This is a genomic window from Aliamphritea spongicola, assembly GCF_017051665.1.
GTDB lineage: Bacteria > Pseudomonadota > Gammaproteobacteria > Pseudomonadales > Balneatricaceae > Amphritea > Amphritea spongicola.
This window is the reverse complement of record NZ_JAFIDL010000001.1, coordinates 1,092,077-1,114,099: the sequence shown is the minus strand read 5'-3', so window position 1 is coordinate 1,114,099 and position 22,023 is coordinate 1,092,077. Positions and strand designations below refer to the sequence as shown.

The window sequence follows — 22,023 nt, the reverse complement described above, 5'->3', positions numbered from 1 at the left end:
AGTGCGGGTGTTAAAAAGCTGGCAATGTCAGCTTGTTAAGCGTTTTTCAGATGCATTCTGGTCATTGATTGTCGTGGAAACCTGATATTTTCCTGATATAAAATACCGGCAATACTGGAATGAATTTTAAGCGGGATTATGCAGCAGATAATTGTTGATATCAGCCTGAGCAGCGAAGAGTTTTTACAGCATTACCGCGGTACGGCGAAAAATGTTCTTGCCCGTAGCCGGGACGGTCGGCGTATCCGGTTTCCGGCTGAAATACTGCGGCCGTTTCTGTTGCACAGCGGAATCAGTGGAAGTTTTGTGATTCGCTTCGATGATCAGGGAAAATTTAGCGATATCCGGCGTTTATAAAGGGATGGCTTTTTACTCTGTTTCACCGATTGCTTATAATGCCGCCTGACTTTTAATCCGATATGTGGCCGCCAATGTTATATCAACTCGCTCGTTCTGCACTGTTTCAGCTTGATCCTGAAGTTTCCCATGACCTGACTCTGAAAAGCATGCAGCTGATGGGCAGCAGCGGACTGAATAAATTGCTGGCGTGCAAGCAACCGGATTTGCCGGTGAATGTGATGGGTATCGATTTTCCCAATCCGGTGGGTCTGGCGGCAGGTCTGGACAAAAACGCCGTCGCCATTGATGCAATGGCAGCTCTGGGGTTTGGCTTTGTGGAAGTGGGCACTGTAACCCCGCGGCCGCAGCCGGGTAATCCGAAACCACGGATTTTCCGTTTGCCACAGCAGTACGCGATTATTAACCGTATGGGTTTTAATAATCTGGGGGTGGATACCCTGCTGGAGAATGTAGCCAGAAGCCGTTACACCGGAGTGCTGGGGATTAATATCGGTAAGAACATTGATACCCCTGTTGAGAGTGCGCTGGATGATTATCTGCTGTGTATGCGTAAGGTCTACGATAAGGCGACGTATATTACGGTGAATGTTTCTTCGCCGAATACACCGGGCCTGCGTAACCTGCAGTTTGGTGATTCCCTGAATGAGCTGTTGGAGAATCTGAAAGAAGAGCAGGCTAAGCTCGCACAGGTGTTCGGCAAGTATGTACCGGTAGCTGTGAAGATTGCACCGGATATGAATGAAGAAGAGTTTGGTCTGGTGGCCGCTTCCCTGAAACAGTTTGAACTGGACGGCGTGATTGCAACCAATACTACTTTGTCCCGTGAAGGGGTGGAGGGGCTGCAGCACGGTGATGAGGCCGGTGGCCTGAGCGGTGCGCCGGTTCGCAGTGGGTCTACAAGGGCGGTACGGATTCTGGCCCGTGAGTTGGATGGTGCACTACCGATTATCGGTGTGGGCGGTATTACCGATGGCTTTGATGCCCGGGAGAAGATTGAAGCCGGTGCCAGCCTGGTGCAGATTTACAGCGGTTTCATCTATCAGGGGCCGGCGCTTATCCGGGATTCTGTTCAGGCCATTGCTGAGCTGAGAGAGAGCTGAGTTATTTTGCCGGGATAAAAAGAAGGGCCTGAAGCTGTGTTTCAGGCCCTTTTTTAATGGGTTAGGAAAAGTGAGTGTTCTATCTGAATCCTGCGACCGGAAGGCTGGCAGGATTCGGTCGGGTGTTAATGAAGAGACGGGTTAATGTTAATAGCTGAGACCCCGGACTGACCGTTCCAGTGTGCTTCGCGGCCTTCTCTCCAGCCACTCATCCAGTGACTGCGTAAATCATTGACGTTATTGACGGGACACTCGTCCCGGGATTTGCCAATCAGGCCTGCCTGAAAACCACGGTTGAACAGTACGGAGGAACGATCTCGCTTTTGTCTTTTCATAAGACAACCTCTCTTTAAGGTTTAACATTGAAGGCAGGATAGCCGTCCTCTGGAATCCCTTAGCTGTGGGGTGACTCTTGATAATCTGCCAGCAATAATAGCTATCCATTTCTCTGTGAATCAGGGGCAGAATGCTCTTGCCTCTGAACATCGCACTCCACCATTTATACTCAATTCAGCTTCGCTGTGTAATTAAAAAAGCATATTAACGGTTAGCTTTTAATAAATTTGTAATCTTCGCAGATGCAATAATTCAGCTTTTTCAAACAGTTAATTCCTGTAGATGTTTTTCAAATAAATGTTTGAAATATTTTCATCTGATATGGCTCAATATTTGTACCCATTTCTTCCTGTGAAAGTTGTTTTTCGGGAATTTTGATCTAGCGGTGACGGTTTGTGTAAGGTGCGCAGGGCCGGTATCTGGCGCTGTTTGGCTGGTGTTATGTGAGCCGGCGCGTTACCATGCGTGTCCTGACAATCTGTGTCCCGCATCCATCTATTTGAATACCTGTCTGATATGAATTTTTTTGCTACCTGTCCCAAAGGCCTGGAGCCTGTTTTATTTAATGAGCTTGAATCTCTGGGGGTGACGGACTGCCGTCAGACCCTGGCGGGTGTGAGTTTTGCCGGCGAGCTGGCTGAGGCTTACCGGGTGTGTCTGTGGTCGCGGGTGGCTAACCGGGTCTTGCTGGTATTACACGAAGCTGATGAAGTTGAAACCGCTGATGATCTGTATCAGGCGGTGCGTGCGGTTGGCTGGCTGGATCATCTGCGGGCCAGTGGCACACTGACAGTGGATTTTTCCGGTCAGTCTCAGGCGATCAGTCACAGCCGCTTTGGTTCTCAGAAGGTTAAGGATGCAATCGTTGATCAGATCCGTGAAGAAACGGGGCGGCGGCCATCTGTGGATCGTCTGCGTCCGGATTTACGGGTGAATGTGCGCCTGAACCGGGGTAAGTTGCGGATTTGTCTGGACCTGTCAGGGGACAGTTTACACCGTCGTGGCTATCGTCTGCAGGCGGGTAAAGCGCCTATGAAGGAAAACCTGGCCGCCGCGCTGCTATACCGCAGCCAGTGGCAAGACTTCTTCAGTCAGGGGCAGGGGCTGATCGACCCGATGTGTGGTTCAGGTACTCTGTTAATTGAAGCGGCGATGATGGCCGCAGATATTGCCCCTGGCCTGCAGCGCCGTGAGTTTGGTTTTACCCACTGGCCGCAGCACAAGGCGTCGGTATGGCGTGTATTGCTGGAAGAGGCACAAGCGCGCCGTGATGCTGGTCTGGCAGCTGTTAATATCAAGCTGGCAGGTTTTGATTCTGATGCCAAGGTGCTGGCAACTGCTCAGGAAAATGCCCGTCGTGCCGGGGTTGATCATCTGATGCATTTTGAGCGTCGCGAGCTGGCCAAGCTGTCGCGGCCGGCGAAAATGGAACAGGGTCTGTTGCTGACCAACCCTCCGTACGGTGAGCGTTTGGGTGATGAGCCAACGCTGTATTTCCTGTATCAGCATCTTGGTGAGCGGCTTAAGGCGCATTTTGCCGGCTGGCGTGCTGCAGTATTTACCGGTAATCCGGAACTGTGCAAGATGATGAAGCTGGCGGTGGATAAGCGTTACAAGCTGTATAACGGTGCGCTGGAAAGCCAGTTGCTGATGTTTGATATCCGCGCCCGTACTGAAGAAGAGGTTGCGCAGGCGGCAGAAAAGGCACAGCGGGATCAGGAAAAGTATAAAACTGAAGCCGGTGCGGTGGCTCTGTCCGAAGGGGCGACCATGTTTGCCAACCGGGTGAAGAAGAATTTAAAGCAGCTGGGTAAATGGGCCCGTAAGCAGGATATCAGCTGTTACCGGATTTATGATGCGGATCTGCCGGAGTATGCGGTTGCGGTAGACCGTTACGGTGACTGGTTGCACGTGCAGGAATATGCCGCACCTAAGAGTGTGGATTCAGTTAAGGCATTTGAGCGGGTGCAGGAAGTCATGCAGGTTTTGCCTGGTCTGCTGGAAATGCCGGCGGATAAGGTAGTGCTGAAGCAGCGTCGCCGTCAGCAGGGCAGCAGCCAGTACGAAAAGCAGAATGCGACGGAGCATTTCTTTGAAGTGCAGGAAGGCGGCTGCCGGATTCTGGTCAATCTTCAGGATTATCTGGATACCGGTCTGTTCCTGGATCACCGTCCGGTACGTTTGCAGATTCAGCAGCAGTCAGCGGGTAAAGATGTACTTAACCTGTTCAGCTATACCGCGACGGCTTCGTTGCATGCTGCGAAGGGCGGTGCCCGTTCGACTACCAGTGTTGATATGTCGGCAACCTACCTTAACTGGGCGCGTAAGAACTTTGCGCTGAACGGTTTTGCTGAAACCCGCCACCATTTTCTGCAGGAAGACTGTATTAAGTGGCTCAAGGCGCAAAAGGGGCAGCAGTTTGATCTGATCTTTATGGATCCGCCGACGTTCTCGAATTCCAAGCGCATGCATGATGTGCTGGATGTGCAGCGTGATCATGTGATGCTGGTGGATCAGGCTATGCAGTTACTGCGCCCGGGTGGCAAGCTTATCTTCTCTAATAATTATCGCCGCTTTAAGCTGGATGAGGCGCTGCAGCAGCGCTATCAGGTGAAGGATATTACCCGTTCAACCATTGATCTGGATTTTAAGCGTAATGCTAAAATTCACTGCTGTTTTGAGTTTGTAAAACCGGAATAAGCTGGAAGGGGAGTTGTCAGTCGTTAAGGTGCTGACCTGAAGACAATAAAAAAGGCCATCTGATGATGGCCTTTTTTGTGGCTTGCCAGTGGGATTACTTCTTCTCGTAATCGCGCTTGGTTGGGCCGGTGTACAGCTGGCGTGGGCGACCGATTTTGTTCGGGCCGCTGTGGAATTCACTCCAGTGAGAGATCCAGCCGATTGTCCGGGACAGGGCGAAGATAACGGTAAACATGTTAGTTGGGATACCGATAGCTTTCAGGATGATGCCGGAGTAGAAATCTACGTTCGGGTACAGCTTACGCTGGATGAAGTAGTCGTCTTCCAGGGCGATCTGTTCCAGACGCTTAGCGATCTTCAGCAGAGGATCGTTTTCAATACCCAGCTCAGCCAGTACTTCGTCACAGGTTTGCTTCATAACTTTGGCGCGTGGGTCAAAGTTACGGTATACACGGTGGCCGAAGCCCATCAGGCGGAAAGAGTCTTCAGGATCTTTAGCGCGCTTGATGAATTCGTCGATGTTTGATTCGTCACCGATTTCCTGCAGCATGGTCAGTACAGCTTCGTTTGCACCGCCGTGTGCCGGGCCCCACAGTGCCGCAATACCGGAAGCGATACAGGCGAACGGGTTAGCGCCGGAGGAGCCTGCCAGACGTACAGTAGAAGTAGATGCGTTCTGCTCGTGGTCTGCATGTAACAGGAAGATGCGGTCCATAGCTTTCGCCAGTACCGGGTTAGTTACATAGTCTTCACACGGGTTGCCAAACATCATTTGCAGGAAGTTGTCTGCATAGTCCAGTTCGTTACGCGGGTACTGGAATGGCTGGCCAATGCTGTACTTGTAACACATGGCAGCAATGGTTGGCATTTTGGCGATCAGGCGGAAAGCACACACTTCGCGGTGGTGCGCATCGTCGATATCCAGGGAGTCGTGGTAGAAGGCAGACAGTGCGCCGACAACCGCTACCATGATAGCCATTGGGTGAGCGTCACGGCGGAAACCGTTGAAGAAGTGTGTCATCTGTTCGTGAACCATAGTGTGGTTCTTAACAGTCTTGACGAAGACTTCTTTCTGTTCCGGAGTAGGCAGTTCGCCATTTAAAAGTAAGAAGCAGACTTCCAGGTAATCGGAATTTTCTGCCAGCTGTTCGATCGGGTAGCCGCCATGCAGCAGTACACCTTTGGCACCATCGATATAAGTGATGCTGGACTCGCAGGCTGCGGTGGAAACGAAGCCAGGGTCATAAGTGAACAGGCCTTTGCTAGTCAGAGCGCGTACGTCAACCACATCGGGACCTGTGGTGCCGGAATAAACCGGAAGTTCGATGACTTCCTCGAGACCATCGACCGTTAAGCGTGCTTTCTTGTCAGCCATTAGAGGCTCCTATCATTTCTGGTTATCTGAATGACTCAAGAGCCTTTGAGGGAACCGCAGGACCGGCGCTGGCTATATAAAGCAGGCGGTCGGGTTTGCTCAGAGGCTCCTGTAATACTAGTCACGTTAGGGAAACCGCTCTTGGTCCAACTGCCAGATTGATAACAATTTCTGACGGTTGCCAAGCTTTTTTCAGGGTTTCGTCTGAGTCTCTGCTCGTAATAGGACCCAGACAATATAGAGACTTACACGAAATTGTCAATTTATATTCGGATTCTTGTGCTGCGGTGCAGCATGGGTTGTTTTTTGATCTTTTTCGGGATTAAGTTTTTGTTTATCAATTAGTTAAGTGTATTTAATCAGGTGGGTGTTTAAGTGTTTATGCCGCAGATAGCGACTTTTGTATGATTCTGGATGTCGCTTCCGGGAGGGGGTAAAAATAAGGTTTTTAAAAAAAATTTAACACTACCCATCACGAGTGGAGAAGCCGGAATGTTGACACTATTATGCAGGTTAATCAATTTTGCCTGAGGCCAAGTATGGCGCGGGTTTTACGATGGTATATGCGACATATTCTGTCGCATGGAGAAAAACGGATTGGGGTCTGAAAGAGGTGTTTTTGGCTGTTTTCTGATCGCCAAATCTGGCTGTAAGTACCTAGACAAAGGGCTTAGAGACCTGTTGCTTAATTGTAATATTAGTGCGAGCTGGTATACTCTCGCACCAGCTTACAGGCCCGTATTTAAAGGGGTGTAGGCGTTGGACCGAGGTACTTACTTTGTCTTTGAACACTACCCTTTTATAACTTAGCCCTGCGATCGGGCTAACCAATAAAGTGTGAACAAGAGCCGTGAACAAGAAAAGACCCGTAAACTTAGATCTACGAACTATCAAACAGCCTTTACCGGCGATTACATCCATCCTGCATCGTGTGACAGGTCTGGCATTATTTTTTGGTGCCTTCTTCATGCTGTATGCACTGGGGATGTCTCTTGAGTCTGAGCAGGGTTTTAATGCTGCCGCGCAGATGCTGACGGAGAGCTTCTTTGCGAAGCTGATTGCCTGGGGATTGGTTTCAGCATTGCTGTATCACTTCTTTGCCGGTATCAAACATCTGATTATGGATTTTGGTCATTGTGAAGAGTTGGAATCTGGACAGAAAGCCGCCAAAGCGACTTTGGTTATTGCGGCTATCGCAATTCTGCTGGCAGGAGTATGGATATGGTAACTTCAATTACAAGTTTTGGTCGCAGCGGCTTATATGACTGGATGATCCAGCGTGTAACAGCTGTCGTACTGCTTGCTTACACGATCTTTATGATCGGTTATCTGTTAATGAATCCGGATCTGGATTACAACCAGTGGAGTGGCCTGTTTGAGGGCACAGCAATGCGTATCTTTACGCTGCTGACAATCCTGTCTTTGGCGGCACACGCTTGGATCGGAATGTGGTCTATCTCTACTGACTATATCAAGCCAACCGGCATCCGTTTTCTGTTCCAATCAGCGTGTGGTCTGCTGACCTTTATCTACGTTGTTTGGGGTGTTCAGATTCTGTGGGGAGCATAAGATGAGCAGCAAGTTACGTACCCTGACCTTTGACGGGATTGTAATTGGTGGCGGCGGTGCCGGTATGCGTGCCGCGCTGCAACTGGCCCAGTCGGGCCTGAATACTGCGTGTATCACGAAAGTATTCCCGACCCGTTCGCACACTGTATCCGCCCAGGGTGGTATTACCTGTGCGATTGCCAGTGCGGATCCTAATGATGACTGGCGCTGGCACATGTACGATACCGTTAAAGGTTCCGATTATATCGGTGACCAGGACGCTATCGAATACATGTGTTCTGTAGGCCCTCAGGCGGTATTTGAGCTGGACCATATGGGTCTGCCATTCTCCCGTACTGAAGAAGGCCGTATCTACCAGCGTCCTTTCGGTGGTCAGTCTAAAAACTTTGGTGAAGGCGGTCAGGCAGCCCGTACCTGTGCGGCGGCTGACCGTACCGGCCACGCTCTGTTACACGCGCTTTATCAGGGTAATATTAAAGCCGGTACCACTTTCCTGAATGAGTGGTATGCGGTTGATCTGGTTAAGAATGCAGATGATGCGGTGGTTGGTGTTATCGCGATCTGTATCGAGACCGGTGAAACAGTTTATATCAAGGCTAAAGCGACCGTTCTGGCGACCGGTGGTGCAGGCCGTATTTATCAGTCCACAACCAATGCTCTGATCAATACCGGTGACGGTATGGGTATGAGCCTGCGTGCCGGTGTACCGGCCCAGGATATGGAAATGTGGCAGTTCCACCCAACCGGTATTGCTGGTGCCGGCGTACTGGTAACTGAAGGTTGCCGGGGTGAGGGTGGTTACCTGGTTAATAAGGATGGCGAGCGCTTCATGGAGCGTTATGCCCCTAACGCGAAAGACCTGGCGGGTCGTGACGTTGTTGCCCGTTCCATGGTGCTGGAAATTCTGGCAGGCCGTGGTTGTGGTGAAGACGGTGATCACGTATTCCTGAAGCTGGATCACCTGGGTGCTGATACCCTGAATGCCAAGCTGCCGGGTATCCTTGAGCTGTCCCGTACCTTTGCTCACGCGGATCCGATTAAAGAGCCAATTCCTGTTGTACCTACCTGTCACTACATGATGGGCGGTGTAACCACCAATATCGGTGGTCAGGCGATCGGTGCTGATGCGGACGGTAACGATACCATTATCGACGGTCTGTTTGCCTGCGGTGAAGTTGCATGCGTATCTGTACACGGTGCGAACCGTCTGGGCGGCAACTCGCTGCTTGATCTGGTTGTATTTGGCCGTGCGGCGGGTATTCAGATTGAGAAGCAGATGCGTGAGGGCTACGAAGTAGCGCCGGCCAGCGATGCTGATCTGGAGCGTGCGATGGCACGTCTGAACCGTTTGAACAATTCAACCGGTGGTGAAAAGGTTTCTGAGGTTCGTGCTGAGCTGCAGAAGACCATGCAGTTGTACTTCGGGGTATTCCGTGAAGGCGAAAGCATGGAGAAAGGTCTGGAGCTGCTTAAGGAAGTGCGTGCCAAAGTTTCTAATCTTCACCTGGAAGATAAGAGCGCGGCATTCAACACTGCCCGTATTGAAGCGCTGGAGCTGGAAAACCTGATGGAAGTTGCTGAGGCAACGGCGATCGCTGCTATTACCCGTAAGGAAAGTCGTGGTGCGCATGCCCGTAACGACTTCACCGAGCGTGATGATGAAAACTGGTTGTGCCACTCACTGTACCACCCGCAGACAAAACAGATCACCAAGCGTGCTGTTAACTTTGCGCCGAAGACAGTAGATGCCTTCCCGCCAAAAGTTCGAACGTATTAAGGGGTTGCCACGATGTTAGTAAGTGTATATCGCTATAATCCTGAGGTTGATGATGCCCCTTACATGCAGGATGTCCATATCGACATCCCTGGTGGCAAGGACATCATGGTTCTGGATCTGCTGCAGTTGCTGAAAGATAAGGACCCGTCTCTGGCGTACCGTCGTTCATGCCGTGAAGGTGTTTGTGGTTCTGACGGTATGAATATGAACGGTAAGAACGGTCTGGCGTGTATTACGCCGCTGTCTGAAGTGGTTGAGAACGATAAGATTGTTCTGCGTCCGCTGCCAGGTCTGCCGGTTATCCGTGACGTGGTTGTTGATATGACTCAGTTCTATCAGCAGTACGAGAAGATTAAGCCGTTCCTGCTGAACGACACGCCGGCGCCTGCCATTGAGCGTCTGCAGTCACCGGAAGAACGTGCTGAGTTGGATGGCCTGTACGAATGTATTCTGTGTGCATGCTGTTCAACTGCCTGTCCGTCTTTCTGGTGGAACCCTGACAAGTTTATCGGTCCGTCCGGTTTGCTGCAGGCTTACCGCTTCCTGGCTGACAGCCGTGATACGGCTACTAAGGAGCGTCTGGCTGATCTTGATGATCCGTTCAGCGTGTTCCGCTGCCACGGTATCATGAACTGTGTCAGTGTTTGTCCTAAGGGGCTTAACCCGACAAAGGCAATTGGTAAGATCCGTAACATGCTGTTGCAACAGGCAACCTGATTGTTACTCAGGGCGGTCCCGAAAGGTACCGCCTTTTTTATTGCTCAAATTTAACTCAGCTATTTGTGCTTGGCTGAATTGCATTCATGCATCCTTTGGTGAATGTTCATGTGCAGGCAGGGATGGTACAAAGGTATTCTGCTCTGAACGGTTGAAATTTATACATCAAATCAGCTGAAAGACGCTTTTGAATCGGATGAGTGAGGTGGATGTCGTATTTTTGTAAGTAAAAAGAAGTTGTATATGATCCAAATTTAGAAAACTTTATGATTCTTAGTGCCTTGCATGTATGAAGCTGGGTACAAAAAGCGTAGAATCTGTCCCCGTATAAGTGCTACCACTTCGGGGCTATATACGTGAGAAATAATAAACGATAACCATAAAGGAAAAGGCCGGAAAATGGCCGAATCAGTCGGGACGTGGTGCAACCTGAACGTTGATATTCCTTTGAGCCAGGGTGATCAATAATGCAAGAAGGCATAATGGAGCTGATGTGGAAAAATGCGCATCTTTACGGTGGCAATTTATCCTACATTGAGCAGCTGTATGAAACCTATCTGATGGACCCCAACGCGATTCCTCAGGAATGGCGTGAAGAATTTGACCGGCTACCCAAAGTCGGCGACAACATTACACAGGATGTGCCGCATACAGCGGTGCGTGAACACTTCCAGTTTATTGCTAAGAATCAGCGTCGGGCTGCGCCTGTCTCTGCTTCCAGCGTCAGTTCCGATCACGAGAAAAAGCAGATTCGCGTTCTGCGAATGATCAACGCTTACCGTGTACGGGGACACCAGGCTGCCCAGATTGACCCGCTTAATCTGCTTGAGCGCGAGCCTGTTCCTGATCTGGATCCGCGTTTTCATGAGCTGTCTGAGGCAGATTATGATACGACCTTCCAGTTAGGTTCCCTGTTTTTCGGTGCTGAAGAAGCAACACTGAAATCTATCCTGGATGATCTGAAAAAGACTTACTGTACAACGGTGGGTGCTGAATATATGCACATCGTTGATACGAAAGAGAAACGCTGGATTCAGTCACGTCTGGAGCCGGTCCGTTCTCATCCGACCGTTGAGCCTGAAAAGAAAGTCATGGTGCTTGAGCGCCTGACAGCGGCAGAAGGTCTGGAAAAATACCTGGGTTCCCGTTTTGCCGGTGCCAAGCGCTTCGGTCTAGAGGGCGGCGAATCCCTGATTGTTTCCCTGAATACCCTGATTCACCGTGCCGGTAAACATGGCGCCCGTGAACTGGTCATCGGCATGGCCCACCGTGGTCGTCTGAATACCCTGGTAAACATCTTCGGTAAAAACCCTGCGGAACTGTTTGGTGAGTTTGAAGGTGTGCAGACACTGGAAACCTCCGGTGACGTTAAATATCATCAGGGCTTCTCATCCAACATCATGACCGATGGCGGTGAAATGCACATGGCGATGGCGTTTAACCCGTCGCACCTTGAGATTGCAGCGCCTGTGGTTGAAGGTTCAGTACGGGCCCGTCAGGACCGCCGTAATGATCCGCACGGCGATACCGTTGTACCGGTGAATATTCACGGTGACCAGGCGTTTGCAGGTCAGGGCGTGGTCATGGAGACATTCCAGATGTCCCAGACCCGTGCTTACAAGACCGGCGGCACCATTCATATCGTTGTTAACAACCAGGTTGGTTTTACAACGAACAAGCAGGAAGACTCCCGTTCAACCGAGTACTGTACCGATATCGCGAAGATGGTACAGGCACCGATTTTCCACGTGAACGGTGATGATCCTGAAGCGGTACGTTTTGTAACCCAACTGGCTGTGGATTACCGTACCGAGTTTAAGAAAGATGTGGTTATTGATCTGGTATGTTACCGCCGTCGCGGTCACAACGAAGCGGATGAGCCTTCCGGCACCCAGCCGCTGATGTACCAGAAGATCAAGGCTCAGAAAACTACCCGTGAACTTTATGCTCAGCAACTGATTGAAGAGGGCGTTATCAGTCAGGAGCAGAGCAAGCAAATGGAGAAGGATTACCGGAAGAATCTGGAAGACGGCAAGCACGTTACCCATTCTCTGGTTCTGGAACCGAATAAAGAACTGTTTGTGGACTGGACACCGTATCTGGGACACAAATGGTCATTTGACTGTGATACCAGCGTTGACATTAAAACTCTGCAATCTCTGGGTCAGAAGATCTGTGATGTGCCGGAAGGTTTTGCTGTACAGCGTCAGGTACAGAAGATCTACGACGACCGTAAGAAAATGGCTGCCGGGGCAATGGCGGTTAACTGGGGTTGTGCGGAAATGCTCGCATACGCTTCGGTTCTGGCGGAGGGACATGGTGTCCGTCTGACCGGTCAGGATGTGGGTCGTGGTACTTTCTCTCACCGTCATGCGGTGTTGCACAGTCAGAAAGATGCGGCCGTTTACGAGCCGTTACAGAACATTGCACCGGATCAGCCACGGCTGACCCTGCATGATTCTTTCCTGTCGGAAGAGGCGGTTCTGGCGTTTGAGTATGGCTATGCCACTACCACGCCGAACGCTCTGGTTATCTGGGAAGCCCAGTTTGGTGATTTCGCCAACGGTGCCCAGGTAGTTATCGACCAGTTTATTACCAGTGGTGAACATAAGTGGGCCCGTTTGTGCGGTCTGACTATGTTGCTGCCGCACGGCTTTGAAGGCCAGGGCCCTGAGCACTCTTCAGCCCGTCTGGAGCGTTACCTGCAGTTGTGTGCTGAGCACAATATTCAGGTGTGTGTTCCGACCACGCCGGCACAGATTTTCCATCTGTTGCGTCGTCAGGTTGTGCGTCCGTTGCGTAAGCCTCTGGTGGTTATGTCACCAAAGAGTCTGTTACGTCATAAGCAGGCGGTTTCCAGTATTGAAGAACTGGCAAACGGCAACTTCCAGCCGGTGATCGGCGAAACTGATCAGCTTGATCCGGCCAAGGTTAAGCGCCTTGTGCTGTGTAGCGGCAAGGTCTACTACGACCTGTATAACCGCCGTGCAGAGCTGGAAAAAGATGATGTGGCAATTGTACGTATTGAGCAGCTTTATCCGTTCCCTGAAAACCAGATGTACGAAGCGATCAAGGATTACACCAATCTTGAGTCAGTTATCTGGTGTCAGGAAGAGCCGATGAACCAGGGCGCCTGGTACTGCAGTCAGCACCATATGCGTCATGCGCTGGCCCGTCATAACAGCTCGATTCAACTGGGCGGCGTAGGCCGGCCACATGCAGCCGCACCTGCTGTAGGGTACATTTCGGTACACCTTGAACAGCAGGAAAAACTGGTTAATGAAGCAATCAATGGCTAACAGGCCTGACGAAAACGCCTGTTAGTAACACTGAGAAAGGAAAGAATATGTCTATCGAAATCAAAACGCCGACCTTCCCTGAATCCGTAGCCGACGGTACCGTGGCTACCTGGCACAAACAGCCTGGTGAAGCTTGCTCCACCGATGAGCTGATTGTTGATATTGAAACCGACAAAGTTGTACTGGAAGTGGTCGCGCCGGCGGATGGCGTAATCAAGGACATCATTAAAGGTGAAGGCGATACAGTACTGAGTGAAGAAGTGCTGGCGACTTTCGAAGCGGGTGCAGCTCCTGCAGCGGCGCCGGCCGCAGCGGCTGAGCCAGCTGCAGCAGCGCCTGCAGCATCTGATGCTGATAAAATCGGCCCGGCTGCCCGTAAGCTGATTGAAGAAAACGGTCTGGATGCTACCCAGATTCCGGGTACCGGCAAGAATGGCGGTATCACCAAGGAAGATGTAGCGAATTTCATCAAGAACAAGCCTGCTGCACCGGCTCCGGCCGCTGCTGCGCCAGCGGTTGCTTCGGCAGCTGCACCGGGTACTGTGCCTGTGGGTGAGCGTGTAGAGAAGCGTGTTCCGATGACCCGTCTGCGTGCAACGATTGCTAAGCGTCTGGTTGAAGCTCAGCAAAATGCTGCGATGCTGACGACTTACAATGAAGTCAATATGAAGCCGATCATGGAGCTGCGTAAGCAGTACAAGGATCTGTTCGAGAAAACCCACAACGGTACCCGTCTGGGCTTCATGTCTTTCTTTGTTAAAGCTGCAACTGAAGCGCTGAAGCGTTTCCCTGCAGTAAATGCCTCAATCGATGGTAACGATATGGTTTACCACGGTTATCAGGATATCGGTGTAGCGGTATCGACCGATCGTGGTCTGATGGTACCGGTACTGCGTGATACAGATGCGATGAGCCTGGCGAATATTGAAGCGACAATCCGTGACTTTGGTCTGCGTGGTCGTGACGGTAAGCTGGGTATGGATGATATGCAGGGTGGTACGTTCACCATCACCAACGGTGGTGTGTTCGGTTCCCTGATGTCTACGCCAATTCTGAATCCGCCACAAACCGCTATTCTGGGCATGCATAAAATTCAGGAACGTCCAATGGCCGTCAATGGTCAGGTAGAAATTCTGCCAATGATGTATCTGGCCCTGTCGTACGACCATCGTATGATTGATGGTAAGGAAGCTGTACAATTCCTGGTTACTATAAAGGATCTCTTAGAAGATCCAGCTCGGATGTTGCTAGACGTATAAATTCAGCCCCCTTACAGAAATTTTTAAAGGTAGGTAAAAATGTCAGATAAATTTGATGTCATCGTGATTGGTGCTGGCCCTGGTGGTTACGTAGCTGCGATTCGAGCCGCACAACTGGGACTGAAAACCGCGTGTGTAGAGAAGTGGGTCGATGGCAAAGGTGCTCCTGTACTGGGTGGTACCTGTCTGAATGTTGGTTGTATCCCTTCCAAGGCTCTGCTGGAGTCTACTCACCAGTTTCATAATGCCCAGCACGCTGATGTTCACGGCATCCAGACAGGTGGCGAAGTCACTATGGATGTTAAAGCGATGGTTGCCCGTAAGGACAAGATCGTTTCAAACCTGACTGGCGGTATTGCCGGTCTGTTCAAAGCGAACGGTGTAACCCTGCTGGCCGGTAAAGGCAAGCTGCTGGCTAACAAGCGTGTTGAAGTAACTGCTGCTGACGGCGCTGCGACTGTTTATGACGCAGAAAACGTGATTCTGGCTTCCGGTTCTGTACCGGTTGAGATTCCGCCAGCGCCGCTGACCGAAGGTCTGATTCTGGACAACGAAGGTGCCCTGAACATCGACGAGACGCCTAAGCGTCTGGGTGTAATCGGTGCCGGTGTTATCGGTCTGGAAATGGGTTCCGTATGGGCGCGTCTGGGTACTGAAGTTACAGTACTTGAGGCGATGGACAGCTTCCTGGCAATGGCCGATAAGGATGTTGCCAAAGAAGCTCAGAAGCTGCTGAAGAAGCAGAAGCTTGATATCAAACTGGGCGCGCGCTGCACCGGTACTGAAATCATTGACGGCAAAGAAGTTAAGGTTAAGTACTCCGATGCTAACGGTGACCAGGAACTGGTTGTTGATAAGCTGATCGTAGCGGTTGGCCGTCGTCCTCAGACTAACGGTCTGCTGGCGGATGATTCCGGCGTTAAGCTGGATGAGCGTGGTTTCATCTTCGTTGATGGTCAGTGCCGTACTGAAGCACCTGGCGTTTACGCGATCGGTGACTCTGTACGTGGTCCGATGCTGGCACACAAAGCATCTGAAGAAGGCATCATGGTTGCGGATATCATTGCCGGTCACCATGCACAGATGAACTACGATGTGATTCCAAGCATCATCTACACCCATCCTGAACTGGCCTGGGTCGGTAAGACCGAGCAGGAGCTGAAGGCGGAAGGTGTTGAAATCAAAGTGGGTAAATTCCCGTTTGCAGCATCTGGCCGTGCCATGGCTGCTAACGATACCGACGGTTTCGTGAAGATGATCGCTGATGCTGAAACTGACCGTGTACTGGGTGTACATATGGTTGGTGGTATTGCTTCTGAGCTGATTGCTCAGGCTGCAATCGCAATGGAGTTCTCTTCAACTGCAGAAGACCTGCAGCTGACTGTATTTGCTCACCCAACCGTGAGTGAAGCAGTGCATGAAGCGGCACTGGCTGTGGATGGTCACGCAATCCACATGGCAAACCGCCGCAAGCGTAAGTAATGAAAAGCCCCTGTACTCTGTGCAGGGGCTTTATAGTTTTAGATTTCGACCGGAGACCCCGGTTGATTATCGTTGTGTATGCCCGGCACGCTGTTACTGCAGCAGCTGAGGTGTTTGCAACCTTTGGGCTGTATATCAGTGGCCTCTCCCCATTGAATACAGAGACCTCAAAAGTAAAAACGACGGATTAGAGCATGAATCTTCATGAGTACCAGGGCAAACAACTGTTTGCCGAATATGGTCTGCCGGTATCCAAAGGATACGCTGTAGATACCCCGGAAGCGGCTGCTGAAGCAGCTGAAAAAATTGGTGGTAGCAAGTGGGTTGTTAAGACTCAAGTGCATGCCGGTGGCCGTGGTAAGGCTGGCGGTGTACAGCTGGTTGACTCTCCTGCTGAAGCGTCTGAATTTGCCGCTAAGTGGTTGGGTAAAAACCTGGTGACCTATCAGACTGACGCCAATGGTCAGCCTGTATCTAAAATTCTGGTAGAAGACTGCACCGATATCGCTAACGAGCTGTATCTGGGTGCAGTAGTTGACCGTTCTTCTCGTCGTATCGTTTTCATGGCATCTACTGAAGGTGGTGTGGAAATTGAGACAGTTGCGGAAGAAACACCAGAAAAAATCCTTAAAGCGACCATCGATCCGCTGACCGGTGCACAGCCTTATCAGGGCCGTGAGCTGGCGTTCAAGCTGGGTCTGGAAGGTGTGCAGATTAAGCAGTTCACTCAGATCTTCATGGGTCTGGCGAAAATGTTCCAGGAAAAAGACCTGGCGCTGCTGGAAATCAACCCGCTGGTAATCACCGAAGCAGGTGACCTGCACTGTCTGGACGCTAAAGTAGCGATCGACGGTAATGCGGTTTACCGTCACAAAGATCTGCAGGCAATGGAAGATCCGAGCCAGGAAGACGAGCGTGAAGCACGCGCGGCTGAGTGGGATCTGAACTACGTTGCACTGGATGGCAGCATCGGCTGCATGGTTAACGGTGCAGGCCTGGCAATGGGTACGATGGATATCGTTTCCCTGCACGGTGGCTTCCCGGCTAACTTCCTGGATGTTGGTGGCGGCGCGACTAAAGAGCGTGTAACCGAAGCGTTCAAGATCATTCTGGAAGATTCTAAAGTTAAAGCGGTTCTGGTTAACATCTTCGGCGGTATCGTACGTTGCGACCTGATTGCTGAAGGTATCATCGGCGCGGTTAAAGAAGTCGGTGTAGAGGTACCTGTTGTGGTACGTCTGGAAGGTAACAATGCAGAACTGGGTTCTAAACTGCTGTCTGAATCCGGTCTGGATATCATTGCAGCGACCAGTCTGACAGACGCTGCTGAGCAAGCGGTAAAAGCAGCGGAGGGTAAATAATCATGGCGGTTTTAATTAACAAAGACACTAAGGTGATCTGTCAGGGTTTCACCGGTGGCCAGGGTACCTTCCACTCTGAACAGGCGATTGCGTACGGCACTAAAATGGTTGGCGGTGTAACGCCGGGCAAGGGCGGTACTGAGCACCTGGGTCTGCCAGTGTTTAACACTGTATCTGAAGCGGTTGCTGAAACCGGTGCAACTGCATCTGTTATCTACGTACCGGCGCCATTCTGTAAGGATTCTATCCTGGAAGCGGCAAATGCAGGTATCGAGCTGATCGTATGTATCACTGAGCACATCCCGGTTATGGATATGCTGGAGTGTAAAGTTAAGTGTGACGAGCTGGGCGTACGTCTGGTTGGTCCTAACTGTCCGGGTGTTATCACGCCGGGTGAATGTAAGATCGGTATCATGCCGGGTCACATCCACCTGCCGGGTAAAGTAGGTATCGTTTCCCGTTCAGGTACTCTGACCTATGAAGCGGTTAAGCAGACAACTGATGCTGGTTTTGGTCAGTCTACCTGTGTTGGTATCGGTGGTGATCCGATTCCGGGTTCTAACTTCATCGACATTCTGGAAATGTTCCAGAACGATCCGCAGACTGAAGCCATCGTAATGATCGGTGAAATCGGCGGTTCTGCTGAAGAAGAAGCGGCTGCGTACATCAAGGCAAACGTAACCAAGCCTGTTGTATCTTACATTGCCGGTGTAACTGCACCTGCAGGTAAGCGTATGGGTCATGCCGGTGCGATCATCTCTGGCGGTAAAGGTACTGCTGATGAGAAGTTTGCAGCACTGGAAGCAGCGGGCGTTAAAACTGTTCGCTCTCTGGCACAGATCGCTGACGGTCTGCGCGAGGTAACCGGTTGGGAATAATTTCCTGACGGGTTTTCCGCTATGAAAAAGGCAGCTTCGGCTGCCTTTTTTGCGTCTGGGGTTTTGCGGGTAGGAGCGTGCTTCAGCAGCGTCTGAAATACAGTTGGTATGGCTGCATGAGTGTGCGCGATATATTTCCGTCACAGCCCCTGTCAGCCCGGGGAAATTCAGGTATAATTTGCGTCTTTTTATTGGCGATCCTTGCCCGAATAAGCATAAAGAAGTGATTTAACCGATGCCTATTTTTGATTTTGCCTGCCGCGAATGCGGTCACGAATTTGAAAAGTTAGTAATGAAGTCTGATGCGCCGCCTCCGGCCTGTCTGGCCTGCAATGCTGAAAATGTAGAAAAGAAGGTGTCGGCACCGGGCTTTCGTTTATCCGGCAGTGGCTGGTATGAGACTGACTTCAAAACCGGCAAGAAGAAAAATCTGGCGGGGGACAGCTCCTCCGGTGCGGGTAGCTGATACCTGACATACGATTGCTGCGGCAATCTGAATTATTCAGCAGCTGGCCGGCAGGGCGGCTGTGAGTGAACAACTGATAAATAACAGGAACTGGTAATTATGCGCAGCCATTATTGCGGCGAACTAAATACAACTCATATCGGCGAAGACATCGTCCTGAACGGCTGGGTGCATCGCCGCCGTGATCACGGTGGTGTAATCTTCCTGGATGTTCGTGACCGCGAAGGTATTACTCAGGTCGTATTCGACCCGGACCGGGAAGAAAGTTTTGCTCTGGCCGACAGCGTGCGTAATGAATATGTCATCGAAGTACGCGGTACTGTCCGTGCCCGTCCTGAAGGTACCACTAACCCGGATATGCCTACCGGCGAGATCGAAGTACTGGGTAAAGAGCTGGTTATCCTTAACAAATCTGAAACACCGCCTTTCCAGCTGGATGAGCATCAGCAGGTAGGTGAAGATGTGCGTCTGCGTCACCGTTATGTTGACCTGCGCCGTCCGGAAATGCAGGAAAAACTGCGCTTCCGTTCCAAGGTGACCAATGCGATCCGTAACTACCTGGATGACAACGGTTTCCTGGATATCGAAACACCGATTCTGAACCGTGCAACGCCGGAAGGTGCCCGTGACTATCTGGTACCAAGCCGAGTTCACGAAGGTCAGTTTTTCGCGCTGCCGCAGTCTCCACAGCTGTTCAAACAGCTGCTGATGGTGTCCGGCTTCGACCGTTACTACCAGATTGCCCGCTGCTTCCGTGATGAAGATCTGCGTGCAGACCGTCAGCCAGAATTTACCCAGATCGACATCGAAACATCCTTTATGGATGAAGAAGGTATCATGGGGATGACTGAAACCATGATCCGCAAGCTGTTCCTGGAACTGAAAGGCGTTGATCTGGGTGAGTTCCCACGTATGCCATACGCGGAAGCGATGCAGAAGTACGGTTCTGATAAGCCGGACTTGCGTTTCCCGATGGAGCTGGTTGATGTTGCAGACCTGATGGCTGAGATCGAGTTCAAGGTATTTGCCGGTCCTGCTAAAGATCCGAAAGGCCGCGTTGCTGCGCTGAAAGTTCCTGGCGGTGCTCAGCTGACCCGTAAGAACATTGATGAGTACACCAAGTTCGTCAGCATCTACGGTGCTAAAGGCCTGGCGTGGATCAAGGTTAACGAACTGGAGAAGGGTGAAGAAGGCCTGCAGTCTCCGATCGTTAAATTCCTGGGTGCAGAAGTTGCCATGCAAATCATGGAACGTCTGGGTGCTCAGAACGGCGATATCGTATTCTTCGGCGCGGACAAAGAGAAAGTTGTCAGCGAAGCACTGGGTGCGTTGCGTATCAAGGTCGGTGAAGATCTTAATATGGGCGAGCGTGAGTGGGCGCCGCTGTGGGTTGTTGACTTCCCGATGTTTGAAGAAACATCTGAAGGTGGTCTGACTGCACTGCACCACCCGTTCACTGCGCCAAGCTGTACTGCGGAAGAGCTGAAAGCTAACCCGCTGGATGCACTGTCCCGTGCATACGACATGGTACTGAACGGCTGTGAGCTGGGCGGTGGTTCAGTTCGTATCCACGATCAGGAAATGCAGGCAACTGTACTGGAAGTGCTGGGTATCTCTGACGAAGAAGCTGAAGATAAGTTTGGCTTCCTGCTGAATGCCCTGAAATACGGTGCGCCACCGCACGGTGGTCTGGCATTCGGTCTGGACCGTCTGATCATGCTGATGACCGGTACTGACTCAATCCGCGAAGTGATTGCCTTCCCTAAAACCCAGAGTGCTTCCTGTCCGATGACTGAAGCACCGGGCCAGGTAAGCGCTGCTCAGCTGCGTGAACTGCACATCAAGCTGCGTCAGAAAGAAGCTTAAGCTGAAGCTTTGTTCACCGCCGGGTTCTGCGGCGGTGAGCCTGATTCGGATCACTTATCCGGATGTGATGTGTTATTCAGATCTGAATAGTGCTGAACTGTAGCGTGAAAGTGATGCGAAAATTAAACCGGGATTCAGATCCCGGTTTTTTTATGCCTATTGCACGTAGATGCCTGGCTGAAGCAATGATAGTATGTATAAAAATACAGTGTATTTATTCAGTTTTATTGATAACCGGAGATGTCTCAAAACGCCATGCTGATTTTAGGAATAGATCCGGGTTCACGGATAACCGGGTACGGTATTATCAATGCAGTGGGCAGTAAAAATGAATATGTGGCCAGTGGCTGTATCCGGATAAAGGGAGATGAACTTCCTGAGCGGCTGCAGCAGGTGTATGCCGGGGTGACTGAAATCATTGAGCATTATTGTCCGCAGGAAATGGCCATTGAACAGGTGTTTATGGCCCGTAATGCGGACTCCGCTCTGAAGCTGGGACAGGCCCGTGGTGTTGCCATCGTTGCCGGTACTAATCAGAGTCTGCCGGTGGCTGAATATGCGGCCCGTAAGGTAAAACAGGCTGTGGTAGGCAAGGGCTCAGCGGATAAATCTCAGGTGCAGCACATGGTAATGTCGATTCTGAAACTGCCCGGTTTGCCACAGGCGGATGCGGCAGATGCCCTGGCTATTGCGCTGTGTCATGCTCACACCCGAACCAGTCTGATTGCGATGGCGGGGGCTAAGGGCAGCCGGCGGGGGCGATTATGTTAAGCGATGAATTTGGCTGGACTGCAGACTTTAAAATGAACCTGTTTTTTACCCTGTCAGAATTTGTCTATGTCACTGAGCTGTTAGGGGTGGCGGTATTTGCAATTACCGGTGCACTGGCTGCGCAGGGAAAGCACATGGATATTCTTGGCGTGGTGGTTTTGGCCATTGTAACCTCACTGGGTGGCGGCACTATTCGGGATCTGACTTTAGATATTCATCCATTACTCTGGATTCAGAACGACACCTATATATGGACGGCGGTTATATCTGCCGTATCGGCGTTCTGGATTTGCCGGTATCTGCGTTATCCGCGGCGTTTGCTGATTATTCTTGATGCGCTTGGAATGGCGCTGTTTACTGTGCTTGGAGCGCAAAAGGCTATCAGTCTTGATTTGCCTCCCATCATTGTTGTCATGATGGCGATGGTTACCGGTTGTGCCGGTGGTATGGTTCGGGATGTGCTTACCCGGCAGATTCCGCTGATACTGCACCGGCACGGTGAGTTATATGCCACCTGCTCGATCATTGGTGCAGTACTGTATGTGTGGCTTGAAGGCTCAATGCATCCGGTGGTTCTGGTTGCTTTATCTATTTCAATTATTTTTATTATCCGTATGGCAGCCGTATTCGGTGATATCTGTCTGCCGGAATTTATCGTTGCCGGCCATAAGCTGGAACGTCGCGACGATAAAGAACGGGGTTAGTAT

The 22,023-nt window shown here is 51.1% G+C and carries 18 protein-coding genes; 16 read left to right on the top strand and 2 right to left on the bottom strand.

Annotated elements, in window-relative coordinates; translation table 11 throughout:
• The first annotated feature begins 138 nt into the window (after positions 1-138).
• Together JYB63_RS05110 and JYB63_RS05105 are read left to right on the top strand one after the other, a co-directional pair.
• Positions 139-357, top strand: coding sequence for a DUF2835 domain-containing protein (locus JYB63_RS05110; protein ID WP_205656705.1), 219 nt, complete (start codon positions 139-141; stop codon positions 355-357).
• 74 nt (positions 358-431) lie between these two features.
• Positions 432-1,460, top strand: coding sequence for a quinone-dependent dihydroorotate dehydrogenase (locus JYB63_RS05105; protein WP_205656704.1), 1,029 nt, complete (start codon positions 432-434; stop codon positions 1,458-1,460).
• Positions 1,461-1,585: 125 nt separating this feature from the next.
• Here JYB63_RS05105 and rmf read toward each other — a convergent pair whose 3' ends face one another.
• Positions 1,586-1,795: a ribosome modulation factor gene (gene rmf / locus JYB63_RS05100; protein ID WP_205656703.1), complete on the bottom strand. Its 210-nt coding sequence runs from the start codon at positions 1,793-1,795 to the stop codon at positions 1,586-1,588.
• Positions 1,796-2,312: 517 nt separating this feature from the next.
• Here rmf and rlmKL point away from each other — a divergent pair.
• Complete coding sequence (rlmKL, locus tag JYB63_RS05095; RefSeq protein WP_205657036.1) at positions 2,313-4,496, top strand: bifunctional 23S rRNA (guanine(2069)-N(7))-methyltransferase RlmK/23S rRNA (guanine(2445)-N(2))-methyltransferase RlmL; 2,184 nt, start codon at positions 2,313-2,315, stop codon at positions 4,494-4,496.
• 94 nt (positions 4,497-4,590) lie between these two features.
• Here the strand turns inward: rlmKL and gltA are convergent, their stop codons facing one another.
• The gene (gltA, locus tag JYB63_RS05090) at positions 4,591-5,871 is read right to left on the bottom strand and encodes a citrate synthase (protein WP_205656702.1); all 1,281 of its coding nucleotides are present in this window, start codon (positions 5,869-5,871) and stop codon (positions 4,591-4,593) included.
• Between the two features lie 850 nt (positions 5,872-6,721).
• On the opposite strand from gltA, the gene sdhC reads away from it, so the two are divergent.
• The 13 genes from sdhC (at position 6,722) to JYB63_RS05025 (ending at position 22,020) form a co-directional block, all read left to right on the top strand.
• On the top strand, positions 6,722-7,099 hold the full coding sequence (gene sdhC / locus JYB63_RS05085) for a succinate dehydrogenase, cytochrome b556 subunit (RefSeq protein ID WP_205656701.1): 378 nt from the start codon (positions 6,722-6,724) through the stop codon (positions 7,097-7,099).
• Positions 7,093-7,440 carry a succinate dehydrogenase, hydrophobic membrane anchor protein gene (gene sdhD / locus JYB63_RS05080; RefSeq protein ID WP_205656700.1) on the top strand — a complete coding sequence of 116 codons (348 nt, stop codon included), beginning with the start codon at positions 7,093-7,095 and terminating at the stop codon, positions 7,438-7,440. The genes sdhC and sdhD overlap by 7 nt, the downstream gene beginning before the upstream one ends.
• A gap of 1 nt (position 7,441) precedes the next feature.
• A complete protein-coding gene (gene sdhA, locus JYB63_RS05075; protein ID WP_205656699.1) occupies positions 7,442-9,217 on the top strand; it encodes a succinate dehydrogenase flavoprotein subunit in 1,776 nt (591 codons plus the stop codon).
• Positions 9,218-9,229: 12 nt separating this feature from the next.
• Entirely contained in the window at positions 9,230-9,934 is a 705-nt protein-coding gene (locus JYB63_RS05070; RefSeq protein ID WP_205656698.1) for a succinate dehydrogenase iron-sulfur subunit, read from the top strand.
• A 467-nt stretch (positions 9,935-10,401) separates the two neighbouring features.
• On the top strand, positions 10,402-13,233 hold the full coding sequence (locus JYB63_RS05065; RefSeq protein ID WP_205656697.1) for a 2-oxoglutarate dehydrogenase E1 component: 2,832 nt from the start codon (positions 10,402-10,404) through the stop codon (positions 13,231-13,233).
• Positions 13,234-13,280: 47 nt separating this feature from the next.
• The gene (gene odhB / locus JYB63_RS05060) at positions 13,281-14,492 is read left to right on the top strand and encodes a 2-oxoglutarate dehydrogenase complex dihydrolipoyllysine-residue succinyltransferase (RefSeq protein ID WP_205656696.1); all 1,212 of its coding nucleotides are present in this window, start codon (positions 13,281-13,283) and stop codon (positions 14,490-14,492) included.
• 39 nt (positions 14,493-14,531) lie between these two features.
• The gene (gene lpdA / locus JYB63_RS05055) at positions 14,532-15,974 is read left to right on the top strand and encodes a dihydrolipoyl dehydrogenase (RefSeq protein WP_205656695.1); all 1,443 of its coding nucleotides are present in this window, start codon (positions 14,532-14,534) and stop codon (positions 15,972-15,974) included.
• Between the two features lie 194 nt (positions 15,975-16,168).
• A complete protein-coding gene (sucC, locus tag JYB63_RS05050) occupies positions 16,169-17,335 on the top strand; it encodes an ADP-forming succinate--CoA ligase subunit beta (protein WP_205656694.1) in 1,167 nt (388 codons plus the stop codon).
• A 2-nt stretch (positions 17,336-17,337) separates the two neighbouring features.
• Positions 17,338-18,213, top strand: coding sequence for a succinate--CoA ligase subunit alpha (gene sucD / locus JYB63_RS05045; RefSeq protein WP_205656693.1), 876 nt, complete (start codon positions 17,338-17,340; stop codon positions 18,211-18,213).
• A gap of 235 nt (positions 18,214-18,448) precedes the next feature.
• Positions 18,449-18,679, top strand: a complete 231-nt coding sequence (locus tag JYB63_RS05040) for an FmdB family zinc ribbon protein (RefSeq protein ID WP_205656692.1) — start codon at positions 18,449-18,451, stop codon at positions 18,677-18,679.
• Positions 18,680-18,778: 99 nt separating this feature from the next.
• Positions 18,779-20,545 (top strand): aspartate--tRNA ligase, encoded by a 1,767-nt coding sequence (aspS, locus tag JYB63_RS05035; RefSeq protein WP_205656691.1) that lies wholly within the window; start codon positions 18,779-18,781, stop codon positions 20,543-20,545.
• 255 nt (positions 20,546-20,800) lie between these two features.
• A complete protein-coding gene (gene ruvC / locus JYB63_RS05030; protein WP_205657035.1) occupies positions 20,801-21,316 on the top strand; it encodes a crossover junction endodeoxyribonuclease RuvC in 516 nt (171 codons plus the stop codon).
• The gene (locus JYB63_RS05025; RefSeq protein ID WP_243431801.1) at positions 21,310-22,020 is read left to right on the top strand and encodes a trimeric intracellular cation channel family protein; all 711 of its coding nucleotides are present in this window, start codon (positions 21,310-21,312) and stop codon (positions 22,018-22,020) included. The genes ruvC and JYB63_RS05025 overlap by 7 nt, the downstream gene beginning before the upstream one ends.
• Positions 22,021-22,023: the final 3 nt, after the last annotated feature.